The sequence below is a fragment of the Nonomuraea sp. NPDC052129 genome, assembly GCF_040680095.1.
Taxonomy (GTDB): Bacteria; Actinomycetota; Actinomycetes; order Streptosporangiales; family Streptosporangiaceae; genus Nonomuraea.
The window spans coordinates 63,965-88,210 of sequence record NZ_JBFAVX010000041.1; the positions used below are offsets into that span (position 1 = coordinate 63,965).

Here is a 24,246-nt window from a genome sequence, read left to right on the forward strand (position 1 = left end):
ATGGCGTCGGCCAACCCTTGGCCTGGTCGAGCGCGTACGCTCCGGCGCGCTTCTGAACACCCCGCCCCGCCACCTTCTGCGGCGCCGGTGAAGCCGGCTACACCGGCTACCCCACCCACGCCGGCGAGAAGCCGTTGCGTTGGTCCACGTCATGACCATTGCTCATCATAGGGACTTGATCCTCATGTCCGAGCAGAACCTGCCCACCACCGGGCGCGGATGGCACCTGGAGGCCCGCCCGGAGGGCCCCGTACGAACTGGTCAGGGCCCTCGATGCGGCAGTCGGGGACCCGCATCGAAGACTACTCCGAGACCGCCGGCAAGCGCCGGGAGGACACCCTGGGCACGTACGGGAGCCAGCCCGGCGACCCCAAGCGGGCCGCCGAGGCCATCCTCACCGTGGTGCGGTCGGAGAACCCGCCCCTGCGACTGCTTCTGGGAGCGGATGCCCTGAATGTCGCGAAAGCCAAACTCGACAGACTCCGCACCGACTTCGACGGGTGGAGGGAGCTGATCCTCAGCACCGCCTACCCCGAATGATTCGCTTGCCGCGAACGGCCGCCTATCCCCAATGGGGGTGTACGGCAGGCGCCCCCGTCCAGGCGGCCTGCCGTCCTCGTGGGCTCAGTGCGACAGCGGCGCGTCCGTGGTGTCGATCAGCGTGCAGTCGGCGACCGGGCCCTCGGCGACGCGCGCCCAGATGCCCGCCACGACTTTGCCGTTGCCCTCACTGACGCTGAACTCCAGCACTCCGGTCTGTCCCTCCTTGATGACGCTCGGGTCGATGGTGTAACCCTCCTCCTGCGGCGGCCAGACCACGAGTCCCGTCTCCTTCGGCAGGAAATGCGCGGCACGGGGCTGCGGGCTGCACTTCTTGCCCCGGGGGATGTAGTTCACCACCACGTTGATCCCCTTGTCCCGCAGGTCCGCCTGGAGCTTGTCGGCGTCCTTCACCTCGTTGATCTGGATGTTGACGGTGCCGTCGGGGTTGTCAGCGATGGCGTACGCGGGGGTGCCGCCGAACAGCAGCGGGATCGCCACGGCCGCCGCCGCGGCCAGGCCCAGCGCGGGCGCCAGGACGATGGGTCGCAGCAGGCGCCGCTTCGGCTTGTCGATCTCGGTCATCACGAACTCCTTGAGCAGTCGGTGACGGCCCTCGGGAAGATCGCGGTCGTATGGCCAGCTCATCGGATCTCCTCCTTTGTGGGGCCTTGGTCACCTACTACCTGTCGGGGCGCGGGTGGCGGTTCCGCGAGTTGGCCGAGTTTCTGGCGCGCTCGCGACAGCCGGGATCGTACGGTGCCCACGGGGACGCCGAGCGCCTCGGCCGCCTCCGCGTAGCCGAGCCCGGACCAGACGCAGAGCGCGAAGACGTCCTGCTCCTGGCGGCGCAGCGAGTCGTAGGCCGCGCGTACTGCGGCCAGCCGCCCCGCGTCGTCGATCCGGCCCACGATCTCGTCGGCGAAGTCCGGCACGCTCTCGCCTCTGGGCATCCTGGCCAGCGCGTCGTCGTGCCTGCGGGCGGCCCGGCGGGCGTTGCGGGCCACATTGGTGGCGATACCGAGCAGCCACGGCCGCAGCGAACCGCCCTCGGGGTCGATCCGGCCGCGTAACCTCCAAGCTTCGAGAAAGGTCAGCGCCATCACGTCCTCGGCCGCGGACCAGTTCGCGGTCAGGCGGAAGGCATGGTTGTACACGGCCTTCGCGTAGTCGTCGAAGAGCTGCGCGAAGGCCGCCTTATCCCCGGCGCGTATCAGGGCACGTGTCGACATATCCACATAGAGGGACTGTCCGCCCGCGCGTCAGAGTTCCAGCTGTCCCCGGTCGAAGTACGCCGCCAGGTCCGGGTCGAGCGGCGGGACGTCGTACGGCATGCCGCCGTCGCGCAGCGACATCGTGGCCATGTAGCCGGCGGCGACGCTCATCCGCGCGGCCACCGGAGAGGTGTCGGTGACCCCGCCGTCCCGGACGAACCCGCAGAACTCCCGCATGATGTCCGCGTCGGCGCCACCGTGCGAGCCGGTGGCGTCGGGCACCCGGTACGCGATGTCGCCATCCTCCCGGTAGTCCGACGGCCCGGTGTTCCAGACCTTGACCGTGTCGCCGGGGCCGTCGCCGAAGTTCTCCAGCCGGCCCTCCGTGCCGATGACCGTGTAGTTGCGCACGTAGTCGGGGGTGAAGTGGCACTGCTGGTAGGCGGCGATGACGCCGTTGTCGAGGCGCATGTTCATCACCGACACGTCCTCGACGTCGACGACGTGGTTGAGGTCGACGCGGCTGGTGGGCGGCCACTCGAACTCGCTCAGCCAGCCCTCCGGCCTGGGCGTGCCCGGCTCGCGGCGCGGCAGGTCGCCGTAGAGCATGAGGTCGCCGAGGGCGTTCACTCTGGTCGTGTAGCCGCCGGCCAGCCAGTGGATCACGTCGAGGTCGTGCGCGGCCTTCTGCAGGAGCAGGCCCGTGGTCCGGGTGCGGTCGGCGTGCCAGTCCTTGAAGTAGAAGTCGCCGCCGTAGGACACGAAGTGGCGTACCCAGACCGTCTTCGGCTCGCCGATGACGCCCTGCTGGATGATGTCGCGCATCAGCCGGACCACGCCCATGTGGCGCATGTTGTGCCCCACGTACAGCCGGGTCCCGGTACGCCGCGCCGCGCGCAGGACGTTGTCGCAGCCCTCCACGGTGATGGCCAGCGGCTTCTCCAGGTAGACGGCCTTGCCGGCCTCCAGGCAGTCGATCGCGACGCGCTCGTGCGTGTCGTCGGGGGTCAGGACGATGACCGCGTCGAGGTCGTCGCGGTCGAGCAACCGGCGGTAGTCCTCGGTCAGGAACTCCGCGTCGAAGCGCCCGGCCTGGCTCTTGAGCACCGCGGGGTCGGTGTCGCAGAGCGCGGTCACGACCGAGCCCTGACCCGGCCGATGGGCGTAGCGGGCCAGGGCCCCGCGCATGCCGAGGCCGATCACTCCGATGCGCAGGTCTTCCACTCCAGTGACAATGTCCACGTCTTGAGAGGCTAGCGCTCGTTTGTGCAAATAACCACCACGAATAGCGCGCAATCGGGCACACCAAATTCTGGGCGAACGGCGCGCGATCGGGCACGCCCTCCGTGGCGCGAAGGCGGGTGTGAGGGCGGCCCTGAAGGCGGGCGTGAAGGGGAGCTGTGGGGGCACTTAAGAATCCCTCGATGGACACCTCCCTCAAGGAGCGGGCACAGTGCGTTAGGTTCGGGGACACAGGGGAGAGTTGGAGTCATGAAAGCGCTGGTCAAGGATCGAGCCGAGCCCGGATTGCGGCTGGCCGACGTGCCGGAGCCGACAACGGGTCCGGGCGAGGTGCTGATCCGGGTGCTGCGTACCGGCATCTGCGGCACCGACCTCCACATCCGGAAATATGACGATTGGGCGCGGCAAACTCTGAAGCTTCCGCTGATCGTGGGGCATGAGTTCTCCGGCCACGTGGTCGAGGTCGCGCCCGGCGTCGAGGACATCTCCGTCGGCGACCTGGTGAGCGGCGAGGGGCACATCGTCTGCGGCAAGTGCCGCAACTGCATGGCCGGGCGCCGCCATCTGTGCCGCAACACCATCGGGCTCGGCGTCAACAGGGACGGCGCCTTCGCCGAATACGTCACACTGCCCGCCACCAACGTGTGGGTGCACCGGGTGCCGGTCCATCCCGATGTGGCGGCCATCTTTGATCCGTTCGGCAACGCCGTACACACCGCGCTGTCGTTTCCGCTGGTCGGCGAGGACGTGCTGATCACCGGCGCGGGCCCGATCGGGCTGATGGCGGCGGCGGTGGCCACGCACGTGGGCGCGCGCAACGTGGTGATCACCGATGTCAGCGAGGAACGGCTGAACCTGGCCGGCAAGGTCGGCGTCTCGCTGGCCCTGAACGTCGCGCAGACCTCGATCGCCGACGGCATCGCGCGCCTCGGCATGCGTGAGGGCTTCGACGTCGGGCTGGAGATGTCCGGCAACTCGCGGGCCGTCCGCGACATGATCGCGAACATGACGCACGGCGGGAAGATCGCGATGCTCGGGCTGCCCGCCGAGGAGTTCGCCATCGACTGGGCCACGGTGGTGACCTCGATGCTCACCATCAAGGGCATCTACGGCCGGGAGATGTTCGAGACCTGGTACAACATGTCGGTGCTGCTGGAGAAGGGCCTCGACCTGTCTCCGGTGATCACCGACCGCTACCCGTACGCCGAGTTCGACGCCGCCTTCGACACGGCCGCCAGCGGCCGCACGGGCAAGGTCATCCTGGATTGGAGCGCTTGATGTTCACGAACGTACGCGATCAGCTGCGTGCGACGCTCGACGAGATCACCGAGGCGGGGCTGCACAAGCCCGAGCGCGTGATCACCACGCCGCAGAGCTCGCAGGTGGGCGTGGCCGGGCGACAGGTCCTGAACTTCTGCGCCAACAACTACCTCGGCCTGGCCGACCACCCCGAGGTGGTCGCGGCCGCCAAGGAGGCGCTCGACCGCTGGGGCTTCGGGATGGCCTCGGTACGGTTCATCTGCGGCACCCAGGAAGTGCACAAGGAGCTCGAAGGCCGCCTTTCCCACTTCCTCGGTCAGGAGGACTCCGTCCTCTACAGCTCGTGCTTCGACGCGAACGGCGGCGTCTTCGAGACGCTGCTCGACGCCCAGGACGCGGTGATCTCCGACGCCCTGAACCACGCGAGCATCATCGACGGCATCAGGCTGTCGAAGGCCCGGCGCTACCGCTACGCCAACCGCGACATGGCCGAGCTGGAGGCCAGACTGAAGGAGGCGTCCGACGCGCGGCGGCGACTGATCGTGACCGACGGCGTGTTCTCCATGGACGGCTACCTGGCGCCGCTGGCCGACATCTGCGACCTGGCCGAACGCTACGACGCGATGGTCATGGTCGACGACTCCCACGCCGTGGGCTTCGTCGGGCCGACCGGACGCGGCACCCCCGAGCTGCACGGCGTCACCGACCGGGTGGACATCATCACCGGCACCCTGGGCAAGGCGCTCGGCGGAGCCAGCGGCGGCTACGTCGCGGCGCGCAAGGAGATCTGCGAGCTGCTGCGCCAGCGCTCCCGCCCGTACCTCTTCTCCAACTCGCTCGCCCCGGTCATCGCCTCGGCCTCGCTGCGCATCCTCGACCTGCTGGAGACCTCCAGTGAGGCGCGCGAGCGGCTGCGCGCCAACACCGCCCGCTTCCGCGCCAAGATGGCCGAGGCCGGGTTCGACATCCTGCCCGGCGACCATCCGATCACCCCGGTGATGATCGGCGACGCCGCCGAGGCCGGGGCCATGGCCGAGCGGCTGCTGGAGCTCGGCGTGTACGTGATCGGCTTCTCCTACCCGGTCGTACCCCACGGCCAGGCCCGGATCCGGGTCCAGCTGTCGGCGGCCCACTCGGCCGAGGACGTGGACCGCGCGGTCGACGCCTTCATCAAGGCCCGCACGCCCCACCCGGTATAGGCGCTGAGTATTCTCGCTGCGTGATAGACACGCGGCGGTTGCGTACGCTGCGCGCGGTGGCCGACCACGGCACGGTCACCGCCGCGGCCGCCGCCCTGCACCTGACCCCGTCGGCCGTGTCCCAGCAGCTCCTGGCGCTGGAACACGAGGTGGGCCACCGGCTGTTCACCCGCGACGCGCGCGGCGTGCGCCTGACCGCCGTCGGCCAGATCATGCTGACCCACGCCAACGAGGTGCTCGCCCAGCTCGAACGCGCCGAGGCCGAGGTCGCCGCCTACACCACGGGCGCGGCGGGCGAGGTGACGGTCGCCTGCTTCGCCACCGCGATCAGCGCCGTGCTCTCCCCCGCCATCACGGCCCTGCGCACCGGCTCCCCGGGGCTGCGCGTACGGGTGCTCGACGCCGAGGGCGACCAGAGCCTGTCCATGCTGCTCGATGACCAGGCCGACCTGGCCATCGCGGTCGAATACCGAGGCGCCCCCGACGCGGCCGACCCCCGCCTGCATCGGTCCGCCCTGTACGCGGAGCCGTTCGACCTGGTCCTCCCGCAGGACCACCCCCTGGCGAGCTCCGGCGGCGCCTCGGTCCGGCTCGCCGATCTCGTCGGGGAGACGTGGATCGGCCCCTATCCCGGCAATCCCGTCCACGACGTGATCACATTCGCCTGCGAGCAGGCCGGCTTCTCGCCGGACTTCGCGCACTGCTCCGACGACTTCCGCGCTGTGGTGGCGCTGGTCGGAGCCGGTGCGGGGGTGGCGCTCGTGCCCAGGCTGGCGCTGCGTGACATGGTGCTGCCCGGGGTGGCGGTACGCCGTACGCCGGGTCCCGAGCGACGCGTCTTCGCGGCCGTACGCCGTGGCGCCCAGACTCACCCTCTTCTCCGGCCTTTGCTCGACACCCTGTACACCATCGCCGGCTCCCTCGGAAACGGGTGACACCGTGGGACCAGGCGTGCCGTACCGGAAGTTATTCGGCCTGCCGGGGGTGACGGCGCAGGCCGTGCTCGGGTTCCTGGCCCAGCTCACCCAGCAGGTCGCGCCGGCGGGGATCGTGCTGGTGGTGCAGGCGTCGAGCGGCTCGCTCGTACTGGCGGGGCTGGCCGCGGCGGCATTCGGCATCGGCGCGGGGATGGCCCGGCCGGTCCAGGGACGCCTCATCGACCGGCGGGGGCCGCGAGGGGTACTGGCGATCAGTGCTTTGGCGCATGTGACAGCCCTGATCGCGCTGGTGGTCGGCGCTGGCACCGGCTGGCCGGGGTGGACGATCGTGGCGCTGGCCTGGACGGCGGGGGCCGGGCTGCCGCCGGTCTCGGTGACGATGCGCATCGAGTGGGGAGGCCGGATGGCCGCGGAGGGGCGTACCGCCGCCTACAGCCTGGTGTACCTGGTGCAGGAGCTGGCCATCCTCACCGGCCCGCTGCTGTTCGGGCTGCTGATCGCGCTGGTGTCGGCGTCAGTGGGACTGGGCGTGGTGGCCGCCGCCGCGGGCGCGGGCACGCTGGCCTTCTCGCGAGTGCTGCAGGTCACCGCTCCCTCGCTGTCGGCGGGCCGGGGCCGGGTGTTCCGGCATGTCGGCATGCGCGTGCTGCTCGGCGTGGTCGTCCTGCTCGGCGGGGCCATAGGCGCGCTGGACGTCGGGGTGCCCGCTCTCGCGGTGGCCCGGGGCATTCCGGCCGCGACGGGCCCGCTGGTGGCGGCGCTGGCGCTGGGCGGCGTCGCCGGAGCGGCCGTCTACGGCGCCCGCCAGTGGACCACCACGCCCGCCCTCAGGCTGAGCGGGCTGCTCCTGGTCTTCGGTCTCGCGTTGGCGCCGCTGGTGCTGGTGTCCTCGCTGCCGTTGTTCTGGGTGGTGCTCTTCGCCGGAGGGCTCATGGTCAACCCCGCGCTGACGACCACGTCCCTGCTGGTGGACGAGTTCGCGCCAGGGGCGCAGGCGGAGGCGTTCGGGTGGGTGTCGACGGCGGCGAGCATGGGGGCCGCGGCGGGGGCGGGGGTGGCGGGGGTGGTGGCGCAGCAGTTCGGGCCGTCGTTGCCGTTCCTGGTGGCCGCCGGTTTCGCCGGTCTGGCCGCGATCCTGTCGAGCCTCCTCCTCGGGCCCGTCGGGCGCCCCTGATCGATCCTGAGCACGTAGGGGGCCGTCAGGCGCGGGCTCGGGTGATCGCCTCGGTGAAGCGGGCGTGCCTGGCCAGTTCGCCCTCCACCGGATCGAGTACGTAGTCGGCGCCCACCTGGGCGATGGCCGCCCGCAGCGCCTTCGCCACGCACCGCGCCCGGCGGTGCCCACCCGCCCAGGCCGCCAGCCGGGACAGCAGCGCGATGACCACCCCGGCCAGCGCACCCCCACCCAGCAGCACCGTAGGCCAAGGCACCACACCCACCGTCGGCAGAGGCGGCTGGGGCAGGCGCAGATAGTCCATGCCGAACAGCACCCCCAGCCAGAGCCCACCGGCCACCATGACGGCGAACACCAGCCACTGCAGCATCCCCACCGCCCGCCACCACCTCGGCCGCCGGGTCGCCCCGAGCGAGGTCGTCGCCACCGCCCGGTCCACGGCGTCGGCCAGGTCCCCGGCCCGCGAGCGCGCCGCATGCCGCACCGCCGCCGCCCACACCCCCGCCAGGCCACTCGCCGCCGCCTCGCCGACGTCCCTGAGAGCGGTCTCGACCTGCGCCTTCTGTACGGCCGAGGCAGCCGGTACGGACGTGCGGCCGACGATCTCCCGGTCGGCCGACTTGGCCGCGCTGCTCGTACCGATGCGCAGCCTGCGCAACGGATCGGGCCGGAAGCGCCGGACCCACTTGGTGACGGGCCAGCCGGTGGCGACCACAGCCCGATGCCGGTGCCCCTTGCTGACGGCCGCCACGACCAGCGGCACTCCGGCGGCCTCGGACAACGCGTCGGTGAGCGGCGGCCCCAGGCCTGCTACCGCACGACCCGGCCTACCCAGCCCCGCCACCGCACCACCCGTACCCGGACCTGCCACCGCGCCACCCGTACCCGGACCTGCCACCGCGCCACCCGGCGTACCGGAGCCAAGGGACGGGTCGGCCAGGCGGTCGGCGGCGGCGGACACGTCGGCGGCCAGGCGGGCGGACCAGGAGCGGCGCTCCGCCACCCGCTTGGCCAGCAGCTCGCGCAGGTCGGCCAGGCCCGCGCCGGTGCGCGCGGAGACGCCGAGGATGGGCACCCCGGTCAGCCCGTCGTCGTCCAGGAGGCGGCGCAGGTCGCGCAGGCACCGGTCCACCGCGTGGGGCGGCAGGCGGTCGATCTGGTTGAGCACCACCACCATCACGTCCCGGTGGCCGGACAGCGGGCGCAGGTAGCGCTCGTGCACCGCCGCGTCGGCGTACTTCTGCGGGTCCAGCACCCACACCAGCAGATCCACGAGCTCCACGAGCCGGTCGACCTCCAGGCGGTGCGCCAGCCTGATGGAGTCATGGTCGGGGAGGTCTAGCAGGATAAGTCCGGAAAAATCAGCATCGGCAGCCGGGGGCAGCTGGCCAGACGCGACGGGCGCGACGGCCGCGACGGGCTCAACCGTGGGCTGTGGGGTGTGCCGTTGGGGGATCTCCAGCCAGTCGAGCAGTGGACCCGCGCCCGTCCCGTCCCACAGCGCCGCCTGAGCAGTCGAGGTGGTCGGCCGGGTGACGCCCACGGCCGCCAGCTCATCCCCGGCCAGCGCGTTGAACAGCGACGACTTCCCGCTCCCCGTGGCCCCGGCCAGCGCCGCCACGGTGTGGTCGACCGACAGGCTCCGGCGGGTCCCGGCCCGCTCCGCCACCGCCCGCGCGTTGGACACCACGTCGATCGGCAATCGCCCCTCGGCCAGTTCGGCTGCCTCCAGCAGCGCGGCCAGCCGGGAGTCCAGCGAGGGCCCCTCCTTACGGCGCAGCAGCTTCACGGCCCCTCACTTTCGGCGATACCTCCACCGATACCTTCGATCGCACCGTCCCCAATACCTTCGGCAGCACCGCCACCGACGCCTTCGGCAGCGCCTTTACCGACACCGTCGGTGACGCCTTCACCGACGTCGATCGAAGCCGGGCCCGACGGCAGCTCAGCACGATGGGAACGGACCGATTGAGCGGCCTCCCGCAGGGTGTCCGCCGCTCCGGCAGGTGGCTCGACCTCCGAAAGCAGCGCGGTGAACCGCCCCGCCTCCTCCTCCAGCAGCACCCGCACCCGCTCCCGCAGATCGTCCCGCGCCTGCACGGTCAGCGTCCGCACCGCCTGATCGCCGAACACCGCCTCCAGCAGCTTCTGCGACAGCACGCTCGTACCGCCCGCGATCCCCACCTCGATCCCCGTCAGCCCACCCGTGGAGGCGAAAACGGCCAGCATCAACAGCAGCCCTGCCCCGTTCACCCCGAAGGAGGCGATCCTGGCCGTGGTCCGCTTCTCGGCGCCCTCGTGGCGTACGAGGTCGAGAACGTAGTCTTGCCACCCCCGCACCGCCGCCGAGGCCCGCTTGCCCAGGTCGGGCGAGGTCCGGCCGAGCCGGGCCGCGTCCACCGCACCGACGCGGGCGATGATCCCGGGCCCGCCGGGAGCGGCCGACCAGCCTTCCAGGCTGCGTTCGGCGGCCCCGTCGGCGGCGCCTCTGATCAGCGTCTCGACGCCGCTCTCCAGCGCGTCCCGCAGTGACGCGGCGGGCGCCCGACCGGTGAAGAACCCGGCGATCCGGTCACGCAGCCAGCCGACCCGGCTCTCCAGCGACCGCATCAGGTCGCCGGTGCCGATGAAGTCCTGCCAGCGGGCCAGCACCTCGCCGCGCAGCAGCGACCCGTCGCGCATGCCCTCGTCGAAGTCGGCCAGCCCGCCCGCGTAGGCCCCCGACACGATGGACCGCAGCCCGTCGAACCCGGCCTGCTGCCGCGTGACGGCGTCGGCCAGCAGCGGCACCCGCGTGACCAGGCTGTCGAGCGCCCCGGACAACGTCTGCCGGACGACGCGGGACCGTTCGGCCGCGTCGGCGGCCAGCTCGGACAGCCAGGCGGAGATCGGCGAGACCAGCTCAGCGGGCAGCCGCGCCTTCTCCGACGGCAGCGCCGCCTCGGGCACGGTGAACAGCCGGGTGCCGTCGAGACCGTTCTCGACCAGCAGGCGTTCGAGGTCGCGGGTGACGGGCTCGACGGCCTCGGCGGGCACGCGGTCGAGCACGAGGGCCAGGGCCGTACTGCGTTCGCGCGCGGAACGCAGGAAGCTCCACGGCACCTCGTCGGCGTAGCGGGCGGCGGTGGTGACGAACAGCCACAGGTCGGCGGCGGCCAGCAGTTGGGCGGCCAGCTCGCGGTTCGCGGTCACCACCGAGTCGATGTCGGGCGCGTCCAGCAGCGCCAGCCCGGCGCCGAGCGACGAGGAGGTGACCACCCGCAGGGCACCCGCAGCCGATCCGGTGGCGCGGGACAGCCCGGGGAGCACGTTCTGGCCCATGAACCAGTCGCGGTCGGCCGGGCTCACCACCAGCGTCGGCACCAGCGTGGTGGGCCGCAGCACTCCCGGCTCGGCGACGTCGGCCCCGACCAGCGAGTTGACCAGGGTCGACTTGCCCGCCCCGGTGGATCCGCCGACGACGGCCAGCAGCGGCGCGTCGATCGCCCGCAGCCGGGGCAGCAGGTAGTCGTCAAGCTGGCCGGTCAGCTCCTTGAGCGCGCGACGGTCGTCGGCGGCCGGGCCGATCTCGAGCGGGAACAGCTCGCGATCGAGCCGGTGGCGCAACCCCTCCAACGCGCCCAGCAGATCCATAGGACCACGCTAGCCCGCCGGGGGCTCCCGCAGCACATATCCGACGCTCCGCAGCGTGTGGATGAGCCTGGGCTCGACGTCGTCGACCTTGCGCCGCAGGTAGGAGACATATGACTCGACCACGCCGGCGTCGCCGCCGAAGTCGTAGTTCCACACGTGGTCGAGGATCTGCGCCTTGGACAGCACCCGCCCGGCGTTGGACATGAAGTAGTGCAGCAGCTTGAACTCGGTCGGCGACAGTCGTACCTGCCGCCCGTTGCGCCAGACCTCGCGGGCCTCCTCGTCCAGCTCCAGGTCGGCGACCTGGAGGCGGCTCGCGGGGGTGTTCTCCCCTCGGGTACGGCGGAGCACCGCGCGGATCCTGGCCTGGACCTCCTCCAGGCTGAACGGCTTGGTCACGTAGTCGTCGCCCACGCCCAGCCCGACGATCTTGTCCTCGGTGTTGTCGCGGGCGGTCAGGAAGAGCACCGGTACGCCGATCCGCCTGGCCACCTCGAACCCATCGAGATCGGGCAGCATGACGTCGAGCACGACCAGGTCAGGAGAGGTCCGCTCGGCCACCTCCACGGCCTCGTAGCCGTCGGCGGCGGTCAGCACCTCGAAGCCGGAGAAGCGCAGACTCGCGGACAGCAGGTCTCGGATGCTGGGCTCGTCGTCCACCACCATGATCAGCGCCTCGGGTCTAGTCACCTACTCAGAGTGACTCAGGAGGCTGAGGAATAGCTGAACGCTCACTCCAAGGCGAGTGGGAGTTCGACCCTGAAGGTGGAGCCTGACCCCGGTGCGCTGTCCAGCAGCACCGTGCCGCCGTGCGCCTCCACCAACGCCTGCACGATCGCCAGGCCGAGCCCGCTGCCCCGGTCCTCGCCCGAGCGGTGGCGCGATCTGGCGGAGTCGGCCCGGTAGAACCGCTCGAACACCCGCTCGACCTGCTCGGGCGTGAGGCCGGGCCCCTTGTCGCCCACTTCGAAGAACGCCGTGTCGGCCCCTGCACCCACTCGCACCGTCACCGGAGTGCCCGGCTCGGTGTGGGTCAGGGCGTTGGTCATGAGGTTGGTGACCACCTGGCGCAGCCGTACCTCATCGCCGGAGACGATCAGGGCCGCGCCACCGACGACGTCCAGGCTGATCACCCGGTCGGGCGCCAGGATGCGCGCGTCGTGCACCGCGTCGGCGGCCAGCGCCAGCATGTCGACCGGCCGCATGCGCAGCGGGCGCTGCTGGTCGACGCGGGCCAGCAGCAGCAGGTCGTCCACGAGCAGGCTCATCCTGCCCGCGGCCTTCTCCACGCGCTGCATCAGCTCGGCGGGGTCGGCCTTCTGGTTCTGCCTGGCGTACTCGGCGAAGCCGCGGATCGAGGTGAGCGGGGTGCGCAGCTCGTGCGAGGCGTCGCCGATGAACTGGCGCATCCGGTCCTCGGAGCGGCGAGCCGCCGCCTCGGACGCGGACCGGGCGGTGAACGCGGCCTCGATCTGCGCGAGCATCCCGTTGAGCGACAAGGCCAGGCGGCCCACCTCCGTACGCGGGTCGCCGGCCGGCACCCGGCGGCCGAGCTCGCCCCCGGCGATGGCCTCGGCCGTGCTCTCGATCTCGGCCAGCGGACGCATGCTCCGCCGGACCATCGCGACGCCCACGACGGCGAGGATGAGCAGGATGCCGCCGCCGCCCAGCAGTTCGATGGCGCCGAGCCGCCGGGTGATGTCCCTGACCTCCTCCAGGTCTGCGGCGATCACGTAGTCGCCCACCACCGTCGAGGTCTGTAGCACCCGCCACTCGCCGTCGCCCCTGACCGCCCGCGTCGTGTAGGGGTTCGCGCCCGGCGCGGTCGACAGCAGGGGCCTGGGCCGCGCGTCGACGTCGCGGTCGCCGAACACCGGCGTGAGCGCCCCGCCCGGCGGCTTCACCAGCACGATCGTGTCGGACTCGATCAGCGCCATCTTGTCGTTGGTCTCTTTGCCCCGGTTGCGCTTCTCCTGGTCGTGTTTGAGCTTGTTCTCCACACGTACGGCCAAGAGCTGGATCTGACTGTCCACCCGGTTCATCAGGTAGCCGTGCAGCACGGAGACGCTCACCACGCCGATGAAGGTCAGCCCGACGCCGAGCAGCGCCAGCATCGCGGCGATGAGCTTGATCCTGAGCGGCAGGCCGCGCATCACGGACTCGGCGGCAGCCGCAGGACGTATCCGACACCGCGCAGCGTGTGAATGAGCCGCGGGTTGCGGTTGTCGATCTTACGGCGGAGCACCGACACGTAGGACTCGACGATCCCGACCTCGCCCCTGAAGTCGTAGTCCCAGACGTGGTCGAGGATCTGCGGCTTCGACAGCACCCGGCCCGCGTTCGTCATGAAGTAGCGCAGCAGCTTGAACTCGGTCGGCGACAGCGACACGGCGTTGCCGCCGCGCCACACTTCGTGGCTCTCCTCGTCCAGCTCGATGTCGGCGAACGTCAGCCTGGGCGGCGGCGCCGGCGACTCCCCACTGGTACGGCGGAGCACCGCGTGGATCCTGGCGACCACCTCTTCGAGGCTGAACGGCTTGGTGACGTAGTCGTCGCCGCCGATCGTCAGCCCGCGGATCTTGTCCTCGGTCTCGTCGCGCGCGGTCAGGAAGACCACGGGCACGTGCACACCCCCGCCGCGCAGCCGCCGGACGATCTCGAAACCGTCGAGGTCGGGCAGCATGACGTCAAGGACGACCAGGTCAGGACGGTGCCGTTGGACGGCGGTGACGGCGTCCAGGCCACTCTTGGCAGTGGACACGTCGAAACCCGCGAACCTCAGGCTCGCGGCGAGGAGTTCGAGGATGTTGGGGTCGTCCTCGACGATCAACAGTCGCGCTTCCATCATCTCCAAGGATGCCCTCACCGAACGAGTGCTGGGACAATTCCGGAGATGTGCCGAGCAATCGCCAGGCTGGAGGTGGCCGCGGGGGACGGCGCGTTGCGTACCAGCACGACCCTGCCTTCCACGTCCACGGCGAAGTCGTCGACCAGCCGGCCGTCCTTCGCCACGGCCTGGGCGCGTACCCCGCCCTCGGTTCGCCGCAGGTCGGAGGCGGTGAGCTCGGGCACGTAGCGGCGCGCTGCCCGGACGAAGGCCCCCTTGACCAGCGAGCCGTGCACCTCCTTGAGCCCGGTGCGCCAGTGCTGCCGGGCCATGCGCAGCGTGCCCGGCCAGCGCAGAATCTGCCAGGAATTACGGAGGTTGTAACCCCGGTAGCCCTCATAGGCGAGCGCGAGCACCGCGTTCGGCCCGACCAGGACCTCGCCGTCGATGTGCCTGGTCAGATGGACGCCGAGGAACGGGTAACGGGGATCGGGCACCGGGTAGATCAGACCGCGCACGAGATCCCTGGCCGCTCCGGCGAGCGCGTAGTACTCGCCTCTGAACGGCACGATCCTGATGTCGCCCCGCCGTCCCGCCATCCGGGCCACCGCGTCGGTGCCCAGTCCGGCGCAGATCACCAGCCGGTCGAAGGCGAAGCGCCGCCCGGCGGCCAGCACCTCGACGCTCCCGGCGGTCTCCCTGATCGCCCTGACCGGGTGTGCCAGCCGTACCGAACCGCCCAGCTCGGCCACGTCGAGCGCCAATCGGCGCGCGACGGCGGGGAAGTCGGCGATCGCGGTGTGCGGCGAGTGGACCGCGCCGACGCCGACGGCGTGTGGCTCGACCTCGCGCAGGCCGAGCGCGTCCAGCTCGGTGATGCCGGGCACGCCGTTCGCCCTGGCCCGCTCCGCCAGCGCCGCGAGCCGTGGCCGCTCCGCGCTGGTGGAGGCCACGACCAGCTTCCCGACCTCCTCGTACGGCAGGCGGTGGTGAGCGCAGTACTCCTTGAGCAGCGCCACGCCCTCACGGCAGAGCCTGGCCTTGAGCGAGCCCGGCGGGTAGTAGATGCCCGCGTGGACGACGCCGCTGTTGTGGCCGGTCTGGTGCGCGCCGACGCGGTCCTCCTTCTCGAGGACCGTCACCTCGGCACCTCGCGTGGTGGCGAGCTCGCGGGCGACCGCCAGGCCGACGATGCCGGCCCCGATGACACCGATCTTCTCTGTCACAGCGCCAGTTTGCCGATTCTGGCGGGGTCCAGGTGGCCTTCAGCGGTCAACCACCGCAATGTATCCGAAACGGTGTCTTCCACTGGGCGCAGGGTGAGACCGAGGTCCTTGAGCGCGGGGCCGTCGTCGGTGGGGACCAGGGTGAGCATGAAGTCGGCCGCGTCACGGGTGAGCGGGTAGTCGATGGGCGCCAGCCGCTTGAGCCCGTCGAGCGTCGCGGCCATCCCGCGCAGCAGGCCACCGGGCATCCGGTAGGTCAGGCCCGCCCGTCCCGTCACCTCCGCACATATGTCCGCCAATTGCGCCCAGGTCAGGAAATGTCCCCCAAGCAGGTAGCGGCGGCCCCGGCGGCCGGGCGTGAAACAGCGAGCCAGCGCGACGGCCAGATCCCGAACATCGAGCACGCCCACCCCGCCCGGCACGATCGGCCAGCCCCACCGCAGGCCCGCGCGGAGCCCCTCGTTGAGCGCGTCGAGCGTCGGCTGGCCCGGCCCGGTGATGCCGCCCGGATAGACGATGGTCACACCGCCCAGCTCCCTGGCGTACCGCTCGCCCTCGACCTTGGACCGGCCATAGGCGTTCCTGGGGCTGGCCAGCGGGCTGTCGGCGGTGATGAGCGGCCCGGCGGGCGGCACGAACACCGCGATCGTGGAGACGTGCACAATCGGATCCAGCCCCAGCTCGACGGCCTGCCCGAGCACGTTGCGCAGCCCGACGACATTGGACCCGCGCAGGTCCGCCCCGTGGCCGGTGACCCCCATGTCGGCGGCGGCGTGCAGCACCGCGTCGCACCCCTCCAGAGCGGCCCGTACGGCCGGCGCGTCACGAATGTCCCCCTGCCGGATCACCCAGTCCCCGGCACCCAGGACCCGACGCACTTTCTCCGGATTTCTCGCCAGAAGACATGGCTCATGACCGGCCGCGATCAGGGCCGTGACCGCGTGCGAGCCGACGAACCCCGAGGCACCGCTGACCAGGACGCGCATGCCAAGGAAGCTAGCGCTTACTTGGATGGTCCATCAACTGTCTGATCCCTGCGCAGCGGCGTTCCCGGCCTCCGTTCCGGGCTCAGCGGCCCGGAAGGCGGGTGGTGACCTCCTGGAGTATCCAGCCGTTGCCGTCAGGGTCGCTGAAGGAGGTGTAGGAGCCGTAGCTCTGGCGGTCCGGGTCCGGACCCGGCACCCGCCCCTCGGTCCCGGCCCGGTGGAACACCCCGCCCGCGTCGTGGAACACCTCAGCCACGTCGACCCCGCGCTCGGCGAGCTCGGCCCGTGCCGCCTCGATGTCGTCGACGATCAGATGCAGGCCCTGCCTCGAACCCGGCGCGGCCGAGGTGACGCCGGTGCCGAAGATGATCGAGCACGGCGAGCCGGGCGGGGTCAGCTGCACCACCCGGAAGTCGACGCCGACGGCGACGTCGGCGTCCTCCCGCCACCCGAGCGCCTTGTAGAAGTCCTTGGTGCGGTCGACATCGGCGACCGGCACCACCACGACCTCAAGCTTCATGTCCACAGCGGCGGATCCTCCCCGTTCGATCCCCGGTGGCCGGTGCCTGTCCCCGGGGCTGCTGTCATGGCATGGGGGGTCGCTATTTCCACATTCGCGCACGTCACGGGCTAAGTCCAGGAACGGCAGCGTCAACTATCGGTAAGCGGTCGTCGCTCCCCCAATACGGAACGACTCAGCCCAGGTAGAAGCCCCTGCGCGCGGCCACGAACGCCTCGATCGTCTGGGCGGCTACGCCCGTTAGGCGTTCCACGTCGTCGGACGCGCGGTCGTAGCGGTTCTCGCGGTGCAGCCGGGCCATGGTGGCGATGTGCTGCTCGGTGTGCGGCGGCAGGCCCGCCTTCGCGAGCACCTCGGCCCGCCACCGGTCCAGGGGCACGTCCACATAGGCCACCGGACGCCCCAACGCCCGTGAGAACTCCTCCGCCATCTCCGTCATGTCGACCGTACGCGGCCCGGTCAGCTCATAGACGTGCCCGATGTGCGGAGCCGGGTCGTGGAGCACGGTGGCGACCACCCGGGCGACGTCGGCCACGGCGATCGGCGACGTACGCCCGGCGCCGAACGGCAGCTCGATCGTGCCGCGCTCCCGGATCGAACGCGCCGCCAGCGTGGTGAACAGCGGATTGTCCAGGAACGCCGTCGGCCGGATGTGCACCACCGGCAGGCCCGACCAGTTCAGCACCTGCTCCGCCAGCCAGTGCAGCCGCTGCTGGTGCGACTGGGCGGTGCTGATGGCGGTCATCTGCGACACCGTCATCTGCGACATGTCGACCAGGCCGGTCAGGTCCCCGTACTCCCGCGCCACGGTGGCCACCACGGTCGCCGCCAGCAGATGGTCCGGCGAAACGGGCATCCCGAAGTACATCCGTCCGGCACTCTCCAGCGCGGCCGCGACGGTCTCGGGCCGGGTCAGATCGCCTATGACCACCTCCGCGCCGAGCGCACGCAACTCAGCCGCCCGATCGTCGTCGCGACGGACCATCGCCCGCACCGGTACGTCCTGCGCGCGCAGCTGCTCAAGGACCGTGCGGCCCACCCCACCGACCCCGGCGACGAGAACAAGATCACTGGCGACCATCGACCGATCTCCTTGCTACCACTGCGGCATTACCCCCGGTAAAGCCACCACTACACCGACAAATCGAACGTGAGTACGATGGCGTTATGTATCTCCCGCCAGAGTGGCCGCCCGAGGTCCGCCCGCCCGGCGTCCCCGACTGGGAGACCTCGGCGGTGGCCTGGCTGCTCGACGCGGTGCCGCCCGACTACCGCGCCTACGAGGTGCTCCGCCGCCACCCGATCGCGCTGGCCAGGATGGCGAGCCACCACGTCGGCGCGGCGATCGAGGCGGCCCGCGCCGGCTACCGGGGCGCCGCGGTCGACCTCAAGGGCCACCTACCGCCCCACGCGATCGAGGCGGTCCTGGACGCCTACCGCGAGGAGGGGCCCCGGCTCGTGCGCCTGTCCCGCTCGATCGCGGTGGTCGAACGCGCCCTCCGCGGCGACCTCTTCACGGCCACGATGCGCCGTCCATGACGCGCGCCCACCGGGCGACCATCGACCGCGCCTACCGGATGTGACCGCCGACCGTGCCTACCGAGTGCGGCGGGCGACCGTGCCTACCGACTGCGGCGGGCGATCGCCGCGATGATGCCGCTGGCGCCCGCGGCGGCGGCCAGCCAGATCAGGACGTCACGCGCGCTGAGCCCCTTGGCCGCCGCCACCGGCCGGGCGGACGGCGACGCGGTCGTCTTCGGCCGGTGGGACGGCGAGCTGGACGGAGTGGCGGCCGGTAACGCGGCCGTGGGCAGCGCCACCTGGTAGACCGGGCTGCGAACGCCCTCCGAGCCGGTCAGCAGGCTCTTGCCGTCGCGCGTGTAGGCGATGGACTCGGCCTGTTTCAGCTCCGGCATCGACACCCTGGCGATCGACTCACCCGAGGGCCGGAAGACCGTGGCCGAGAAGTACGTACGGATCACGTACGAGCTGCCGTCAGGCGCGTACGCGGCGTCCGTCGCCATGATCGGGGCCGTGCCCACCTTGCGGAGCACGTTGACCCGGTCGCTCCTGAGCTTCTTGGGCGCCTGGTACACCGACCCGGAGAACTCCTTCGACACCACGAAGAGCCGCCCGGTCACCGGGTTGACCATGATGCCCTCGGCGTTCCTGGCACCGTCCGCGTAGCGGAACCGGTAGCGGACCGCCGGAAGGGTGGCGTCTCGCAGCGTCTCCGGCTCCATGACCTTGTAGATGGAGACGTCCGGCCAAGCCCCGTCCAGGTTGTCGCCGATGTCGGCGAACCACAGCACCCCACGCCCCGTGGCGGGGTCCTTGCTCGCGGCCATCGCCTCCCAGTCACGAGCCTGCGCCCCCTGGAGCCGGTACGTCGCTCGCGTCCGCCCATCGGAACCCACCGCGTAGAACGTCGGCGCCGCCGAGCTGTCATTGTGCGTGTAGAAGACGCCTTCCTTCGTCGGCGACACGGCCAGCCCGCTCGACTCGGTGATCCGCGCGTCCTTGAACGTGAACAGTTTCTTCTCGCCGTCATCGGCGAAGGCCGCATTCGCCGGAACGAACACGATGAAGACCGCGATAACCCCGGCGGCCGTACGAATCACAACATCCCCCACCCCGCCATCATGCCCCAACGGACGCCGCGCCCACGGTAGCGCTGTGCCGATGAAATCCGGTGCCCTGCAGCACGACCAGCACCCCGTTGGTCACCGCCATGAGCCACCACAGCCCGACGAGCCCCCAGGCGGCGGCCACAGGTGCGGCCACGGCCACCATCACCCCGTAACCGACGGCGAAGTAGATCAGGCTCGCCCCTGACCGCTTGAGCGCGGTGAGCCCGATGCCCTGAACCGCCTGCGCCCCGTCGGCCGTCGAGGCCAGCAGCATCAGCGGCAGCAGCGCCGCGACCCGCTCTCGTACGCTCGCGTCATCGCTGAACAGCACCAGCGCCGAATCGCCGAGCCCGAGCAGCACGGCCGCGGCCACGGCCGTCCCCGCCAGGGCGAGCAGGGCCGCGGCCCGGTTGGCCCGGCGCGCCTCCGCCACGTCCCGGGCCCTGGCCACCTCGGGCACCGAGGCCTGCGCCACGGAGATCGAGGCCAGCATGATGAACCCGGTGAGCGTGCTCAGCACCGCGTGGGCGGCCACGTCACGGGTGCCGGTCGTGCTCGCGGCGAAGGTGATGACCCCGAGACCCCCGAACTTGATCAGGACCGTCCCGGCCAGCGGGATGCTCACCCGGCCGAGCCGGACGATCTCCCTGATCCGCGGCCGGCCCTGGCCGACGCGCGTCCCCAGGGCGCGGCGCAGGCAGAGGTTCGAGACGAGCACACCCGCGACGCCCGACAGCAGCCAGGCGATGCCCACGCCGGTCAGGCCGAGGGGCGGCACCAGAGCGACCGTGCCGCCGACCATCGCGGCGCTGGCCGCCAGGCTGGACCAGAGGACCTGGCGGCTGCGGCCGAGCGCCACGAGGACGGTGTTGGCCCCACCGCCCGAGGCGAACACCAGCAGATAGAGCGACAGGAGCCAGGGCAGCGGCCCCAACTCGGCCACGACCTCGCCGGGCGCCCCGGTGGCGCGGGCGAGCAGAGGCACGCACAGCACCGCGAGCGCGCCGACCGTACCCACCAGCAGGGTGAGCCAGCGCGCGTCACGCAGGATCGGCACGGCCGCCGCGGGCGAGTCCTTGTACGGCGCGACGAACGGCGCGAGCCCGCGGAGAGCGCCCACGACAGCGGCGGAGGCGGGGTTCAGTACGGCCGACATGATCGCGAAGGCGGCCAGCGTGACGGTGGCGTGCCTGCCGAGCACGGAAGTGACCACCAACGTGCCGACCGTAGTGGTGACCATGGAGAGGAACAGGGGCACCGCCGCACGAAGGAGGCCCGAGTTCACCCGGCCGATCTTAGTAGGCTGGAGCGAACGCCAGGCATTCCGGCGGCTGGAGCGGACTCCAGGCATTCCCGCCACCCCTACTAGCCTGGAGTGCACTCCAGGTATTTAGGGTGGAGTTCATGGATTATGTGAACCTCGGACGCAGTGGCCTCCGGGTCAGTCCACTCTGCCTGGGCACCATGAACTTCGGCCCGCTGACCACGGAGGAAGACTCCTTCGCGATCATGGACAGGGCCCATGAGCTGGGCATCAACTTCTTCGACACGGCCAACGTGTACGGCTGGAAGCAGGGCGAGGGGATCACCGAGCAGATCGTCGGCCGTTGGTTCGCCAAGGGCGAAGGTCGCCGGGAGAAGACGGTCATCGCGACCAAGCTCTACGGCGCGATGGGCGACTGGCCCAACGAGAATCTGCTGTCCGCGCTGAACATCCGCCGGGCCTGCGACGCCTCGCTCAAGCGCATGCAGACCGACTACATCGACATCTACCAGGCCCACCACGTCGACCGGAACACGCCGTTCGACGAGTTCTGGGAGGCCATGGACGTCCTGAAGCAGCAGGGCAAGATCCTCTATGTGGGCTCGTCCAACTTCGCGGGCTGGCACATCGCCAAGGCCCAGGAGTCCGCGGCCCGCCGCAACTCGATCGGGCTCGTCAGCGAGCAGAGCCACTACAACCTGCTCACCCGCGCGGTCGAGCTGGAAGTACTGCCCGCCAGCCAGGAATACGGCCTCGGCGTGATCCCGTGGAGCCCGCTGGCCGGCGGCCTGCTGGGCGGCGTGCTGCGCAAGATCGACAAGGGCCGGTCGGCCGCCGACCGCATGGTCACGGAGCTCGAGAAGCACCGCGACAAGATCGAGCAGTACGAGAAGTTCTGCGACGAACTCGGCGAGGACCCCGCGTATGTGGCGCTGGCCTGGCTCCTGAAGCAGCCCGCGGTCACCGCCCCGATCATCGGCCCGCGCACGCAGGAGCAGCTCAACGGCAGCCTGCGCACGCTGGAGATCGAGCTGGACGAGCAGGCGCTGGCCCGCCTCGACGAGATCTTCCCCGGACACCGTCCGGCTCCGGAGGACTACGCCTGGTAACTCAGGCCAGCAGGGCGCCGATCACGACGATCAGCAGCAGGAGGCCGAGCACGACGGGCAGCAGCCAAGGGCGAGGACGGTCCACATTCTGGAGCCTAATCGCGCCCGATGGGTGCCAGATCCCATTGTGCGAGTGACTCGTACCTCATCTGCGCCCCTTGATGGCTACGCACGAGATGGACGGCTTTCGCCCGCCATGTCGAGCCGCTGAATTCCGACAGCGACTCGACGAGCGGGCGGAGGTCCATCTCCGCCTTCGCCCGCGCGAGCGTCAGATGCGGGTGGAAGTGCTTGTCGTCGGTCTGTACGGCCCCCGCCCGTCGGGCGCCCGCTCTGACCGACTCCGACAGCCGGATCATCGAGTCACCGGAGAGCCCGGCCCAGAACACCCTGGCCCGGCGGGCGGACGAGAACGCCCCGAACCCGGTGAAGGCCAGGTCCAGGCTGGCATGCCGGCCCACGGCGCGGGCCAGCCGTACCTGCAGCTCCGGCAGGACGTGCTCGGACACCTCGCCGAAGAAGCCCAGCGTGATGTGCCAGGTGGCGCGGTCCGGCCAGCGCAGGCCCGGCACCTGCCCGACGTGCGGCGCGATGGCGCGCTCGATCTCGTCGAGCACCTCATCGGGCGGCATCAGTGCCGCGAATAACCTCATGCCACCCGATTCTGCAACGTGCTCAGGCGATCGCCAGCACCGGCTCGCCCACAACACGGGCGCTGATCAGTCTCGTCAGCAGCACCGCGACGCCCGTGCCGACCAGCACCAGCAGCCCGGAGAGCATGACGCCCGTCCTGGGTCCGCCCAGCTCCGACAGCCAGCCGACCAGCGGGGCGCCGACTGGCGCGCCACCGGTGAAGACGAGCATGTAGATGCCCATGACGCGGCCGCGCATGTCGGGCGCGGTGGCGAGCTGGACGCTCGCGTTCGCGGCCGTGTTGATCGTGATCAGCGCGATGCCGGTGGGGATCAGCAGCAGCAGGTACACCGGATAGACCGGGGCCAGCCCGGTGGCGATCTGGAACAGCCCGAACCCGATGGCTCCGGCGATCAGCATGCGGCGTGACGGCCGGGCCCGGCGGGCGGCGAGCAGCGCCCCGCCCAACGCGCCGACGGCGAACATGCTGGAGGCCAGGCCGAAGGACGAGGCGCCGGCCTTGAAGACCTCGCGGGCCATGAGCGCGATCGACATCGAGAACGACTGGGAGAACATCGACACGAACCCGATCAGCAGCACCGGCATCAGCAGCTCTTCGCGATGCAGCACATAGCTCAGCCCTTCGCGGAGCTGGCCCTTGGCTCTCGGTACGGGTACGGAGAGGTTCAGCTCCGACTTCCGCATGAAGATCAGGCTGGAGATCACGCCGGCGAACGTCACCGCGTTGATCAGGAAGAGCGGTCCCGTACCCCCGAACAGGAAGATCAGCACACCGGCGATCGCCGGTCCCACGACGCGGGCCAGGTTGAAGATGGAGCTGTTGAGCGCGATCGCGTTGGACAGATCCCGGCGCCCCACCATCTCGACCACGAACGCCTGCCTGGTCGGCACCTCGACGCAGGAGATCACACCCAGCGTGAACGCCATCACGTAGACGTGCCATACCTGGGCGCTGCCCGTCATCGTCAGTACGCCGATGACCAGGGCGAGCACGGCCATGAGCGACTGCGCCACGATGAGAATCGGCCGTTTGGGGTAGCGGTCGGCCAGCACGCCGCCGAAGAGCCCGAACAGCAGCATCGGCAGGAACTGCAGCGCGGTCGCCGTGCCTAGGGCCGCCGCGCTGCCATGGGTCAGATCGAGCACCAGCCAGTCTTGGGCGGTGCGTTGCAGCCAGCCGCCGACGTTGGACACCGCGCCACCGGCTGCGAACATGCGGTAGTTACGTACCTTGAGAGACCGGAACATCCCGGTCTTGGGTTCTTCAGGCTCTAGATCCTGCTGAGTTTCTCCAGAATCGGCGCCGCCTGCCTGAGGATCGCCCGCTCCTCCGCGGTCAGATCCCTCAAGCGCTGGCTCAGCCACGCTTCCTTGAGACGTCGTTCCTCCTTCAGCAGTTTCTGGGCGGCCTCGGTCACGGTCACGGTCACCTGTCGCCGGTCGGTCGGGTGCGGTGTGCGCGACACCAGACCGCGTTCCTCTAGCGCGGCGATCACGCGAGTCATCGAGGGGGGTTGCACCTTCTCGAGCTCGGCCAATTCGCCGGGGGTTATCGCGGAATGCCGTTCCACCGCGGCGAGGGTCGCGAACTGCGTGGGAGTCAGCGAGTGCGCCGCCGCTTGTCGTCGTAGCCGCCTGGTCAGCCGCGCCAGCGACACGCGCAGGGCTGTGGCCAGGCCTGCGTCGCTGCGCAGGTTTATCTGGGACTGGTTCTTGGTTAGCATGAGTCATTACCTTTGCTAACTATACGGCACTCCACGTTATTTCCCTACCTCATTTCTCGTCTCACTCTTTGATACCCCGAGGCCGCCTCCCATGCGAAGACGGCCT

General features: G+C 70.6%; 24 protein-coding genes. 7 read left to right on the forward strand and 17 right to left on the reverse strand.

What is annotated here, in order from left to right:
• The first annotated feature begins 273 nt into the window (after positions 1 to 273).
• Positions 274 to 540: a hypothetical protein gene (locus tag AB0L53_RS51145; protein ID WP_357957901.1), complete on the forward strand. Its 267-nt coding sequence runs from the start codon at positions 274 to 276 to the stop codon at positions 538 to 540.
• A gap of 84 nt (positions 541 to 624) precedes the next feature.
• Here AB0L53_RS51145 and AB0L53_RS51150 read toward each other — a convergent pair whose 3' ends face one another.
• The 3 genes from AB0L53_RS51150 to AB0L53_RS51160 are packed head-to-tail and all read right to left on the reverse strand — an operon-like array spanning position 625 to position 2,996.
• The gene (locus tag AB0L53_RS51150) at positions 625 to 1,188 is read right to left on the reverse strand and encodes a hypothetical protein (protein WP_364011686.1); all 564 of its coding nucleotides are present in this window, start codon (positions 1,186 to 1,188) and stop codon (positions 625 to 627) included.
• Positions 1,185 to 1,772 (reverse strand): RNA polymerase sigma factor, encoded by a 588-nt coding sequence (locus AB0L53_RS51155; RefSeq protein WP_357957905.1) that lies wholly within the window; start codon positions 1,770 to 1,772, stop codon positions 1,185 to 1,187. Before AB0L53_RS51155 ends, AB0L53_RS51150 begins: the two co-directional genes overlap by 4 nt.
• A 30-nt stretch (positions 1,773 to 1,802) precedes the next feature.
• On the reverse strand, positions 1,803 to 2,996 hold the full coding sequence (locus tag AB0L53_RS51160) for a Gfo/Idh/MocA family oxidoreductase (RefSeq protein WP_364011689.1): 1,194 nt from the start codon (positions 2,994 to 2,996) through the stop codon (positions 1,803 to 1,805).
• A gap of 249 nt (positions 2,997 to 3,245) precedes the next feature.
• Here AB0L53_RS51160 and tdh point away from each other — a divergent pair, with 249 nt between their 5' ends.
• From tdh to AB0L53_RS51180, 4 genes are read left to right on the forward strand one after another with little or no spacing between them, the layout of a single operon-like run.
• Positions 3,246 to 4,274, forward strand: a complete 1,029-nt coding sequence (tdh, locus tag AB0L53_RS51165; protein WP_364011692.1) for an L-threonine 3-dehydrogenase — start codon at positions 3,246 to 3,248, stop codon at positions 4,272 to 4,274.
• Positions 4,274 to 5,455 (forward strand): glycine C-acetyltransferase, encoded by a 1,182-nt coding sequence (locus tag AB0L53_RS51170; RefSeq protein ID WP_364011695.1) that lies wholly within the window; start codon positions 4,274 to 4,276, stop codon positions 5,453 to 5,455. Before tdh ends, AB0L53_RS51170 begins: the two co-directional genes overlap by 1 nt.
• Positions 5,456 to 5,475: 20 nt before the next feature.
• Positions 5,476 to 6,390: a LysR family transcriptional regulator gene (locus tag AB0L53_RS51175; RefSeq protein WP_364011697.1), complete on the forward strand. Its 915-nt coding sequence runs from the start codon at positions 5,476 to 5,478 to the stop codon at positions 6,388 to 6,390.
• A gap of 16 nt (positions 6,391 to 6,406) precedes the next feature.
• The gene (locus tag AB0L53_RS51180) at positions 6,407 to 7,567 is read left to right on the forward strand and encodes an MFS transporter (RefSeq protein WP_364011700.1); all 1,161 of its coding nucleotides are present in this window, start codon (positions 6,407 to 6,409) and stop codon (positions 7,565 to 7,567) included.
• A gap of 25 nt (positions 7,568 to 7,592) precedes the next feature.
• On the opposite strand, the gene AB0L53_RS51185 is transcribed toward AB0L53_RS51180, so the two are convergent.
• The 9 genes from AB0L53_RS51185 to AB0L53_RS51225 form a co-directional block, all read right to left on the reverse strand.
• Positions 7,593 to 9,356, reverse strand: coding sequence for a GTPase (locus AB0L53_RS51185; RefSeq protein WP_364011702.1), 1,764 nt, complete (start codon positions 9,354 to 9,356; stop codon positions 7,593 to 7,595).
• Positions 9,353 to 11,200, reverse strand: a complete 1,848-nt coding sequence (locus tag AB0L53_RS51190) for a GTPase domain-containing protein (RefSeq protein ID WP_364011705.1) — start codon at positions 11,198 to 11,200, stop codon at positions 9,353 to 9,355. Before AB0L53_RS51190 ends, AB0L53_RS51185 begins: the two co-directional genes overlap by 4 nt.
• A 9-nt stretch (positions 11,201 to 11,209) precedes the next feature.
• A complete protein-coding gene (locus AB0L53_RS51195; protein ID WP_358436359.1) occupies positions 11,210 to 11,866 on the reverse strand; it encodes a response regulator transcription factor in 657 nt (218 codons plus the stop codon).
• 65 nt (positions 11,867 to 11,931) lie between these two features.
• Positions 11,932 to 13,353 (reverse strand): HAMP domain-containing sensor histidine kinase, encoded by a 1,422-nt coding sequence (locus AB0L53_RS51200; protein ID WP_364011708.1) that lies wholly within the window; start codon positions 13,351 to 13,353, stop codon positions 11,932 to 11,934.
• Entirely contained in the window at positions 13,353 to 14,048 is a 696-nt protein-coding gene (locus tag AB0L53_RS51205; protein WP_357957986.1) for a response regulator transcription factor, read from the reverse strand. Before AB0L53_RS51205 ends, AB0L53_RS51200 begins: the two co-directional genes overlap by 1 nt.
• Positions 14,049 to 14,062: 14 nt before the next feature.
• Entirely contained in the window at positions 14,063 to 15,253 is a 1,191-nt protein-coding gene (gene lhgO, locus AB0L53_RS51210) for an L-2-hydroxyglutarate oxidase (protein ID WP_364011711.1), read from the reverse strand.
• On the reverse strand, positions 15,250 to 16,239 hold the full coding sequence (locus AB0L53_RS51215; protein ID WP_364011714.1) for an NAD-dependent epimerase/dehydratase family protein: 990 nt from the start codon (positions 16,237 to 16,239) through the stop codon (positions 15,250 to 15,252). Before AB0L53_RS51215 ends, lhgO begins: the two co-directional genes overlap by 4 nt.
• 82 nt (positions 16,240 to 16,321) lie before the next feature.
• Entirely contained in the window at positions 16,322 to 16,759 is a 438-nt protein-coding gene (locus AB0L53_RS51220; protein WP_364011788.1) for a VOC family protein, read from the reverse strand.
• Positions 16,760 to 16,934: 175 nt separating this feature from the next.
• The gene (locus AB0L53_RS51225) at positions 16,935 to 17,840 is read right to left on the reverse strand and encodes an NAD(P)H-binding protein (protein WP_364011717.1); all 906 of its coding nucleotides are present in this window, start codon (positions 17,838 to 17,840) and stop codon (positions 16,935 to 16,937) included.
• Positions 17,841 to 17,926: 86 nt separating this feature from the next.
• Here AB0L53_RS51225 and AB0L53_RS51230 point away from each other — a divergent pair, with 86 nt between their 5' ends.
• A complete protein-coding gene (locus AB0L53_RS51230; RefSeq protein ID WP_364011720.1) occupies positions 17,927 to 18,298 on the forward strand; it encodes a hypothetical protein in 372 nt (123 codons plus the stop codon).
• A gap of 83 nt (positions 18,299 to 18,381) precedes the next feature.
• Here AB0L53_RS51230 and AB0L53_RS51235 read toward each other — a convergent pair whose 3' ends face one another.
• Positions 18,382 to 19,392 (reverse strand): hypothetical protein, encoded by a 1,011-nt coding sequence (locus AB0L53_RS51235; RefSeq protein ID WP_364011722.1) that lies wholly within the window; start codon positions 19,390 to 19,392, stop codon positions 18,382 to 18,384.
• 7 nt (positions 19,393 to 19,399) lie between these two features.
• Positions 19,400 to 20,674: an MATE family efflux transporter gene (locus tag AB0L53_RS51240; RefSeq protein WP_364011725.1), complete on the reverse strand. Its 1,275-nt coding sequence runs from the start codon at positions 20,672 to 20,674 to the stop codon at positions 19,400 to 19,402.
• Positions 20,675 to 20,793: 119 nt separating this feature from the next.
• On the opposite strand from AB0L53_RS51240, the gene AB0L53_RS51245 reads away from it, so the two are divergent.
• Positions 20,794 to 21,762 carry an aldo/keto reductase gene (locus AB0L53_RS51245; RefSeq protein WP_357957936.1) on the forward strand — a complete coding sequence of 323 codons (969 nt, stop codon included), beginning with the start codon at positions 20,794 to 20,796 and terminating at the stop codon, positions 21,760 to 21,762.
• A 95-nt stretch (positions 21,763 to 21,857) separates the two neighbouring features.
• Here the strand turns inward: AB0L53_RS51245 and thpR are convergent, their stop codons facing one another.
• Genes thpR through AB0L53_RS51260 form a run of 3 tightly spaced genes read right to left on the reverse strand, consistent with a single transcriptional unit; the run spans position 21,858 to position 24,140 of the window.
• Positions 21,858 to 22,415, reverse strand: a complete 558-nt coding sequence (gene thpR, locus AB0L53_RS51250; RefSeq protein ID WP_364011728.1) for an RNA 2',3'-cyclic phosphodiesterase — start codon at positions 22,413 to 22,415, stop codon at positions 21,858 to 21,860.
• A gap of 22 nt (positions 22,416 to 22,437) precedes the next feature.
• Complete coding sequence (locus tag AB0L53_RS51255; protein ID WP_364011731.1) at positions 22,438 to 23,664, reverse strand: MFS transporter; 1,227 nt, start codon at positions 23,662 to 23,664, stop codon at positions 22,438 to 22,440.
• Positions 23,665 to 23,687: 23 nt separating this feature from the next.
• A complete protein-coding gene (locus tag AB0L53_RS51260) occupies positions 23,688 to 24,140 on the reverse strand; it encodes a MarR family transcriptional regulator (RefSeq protein WP_357957941.1) in 453 nt (150 codons plus the stop codon).
• Positions 24,141 to 24,246: the final 106 nt, after the last annotated feature.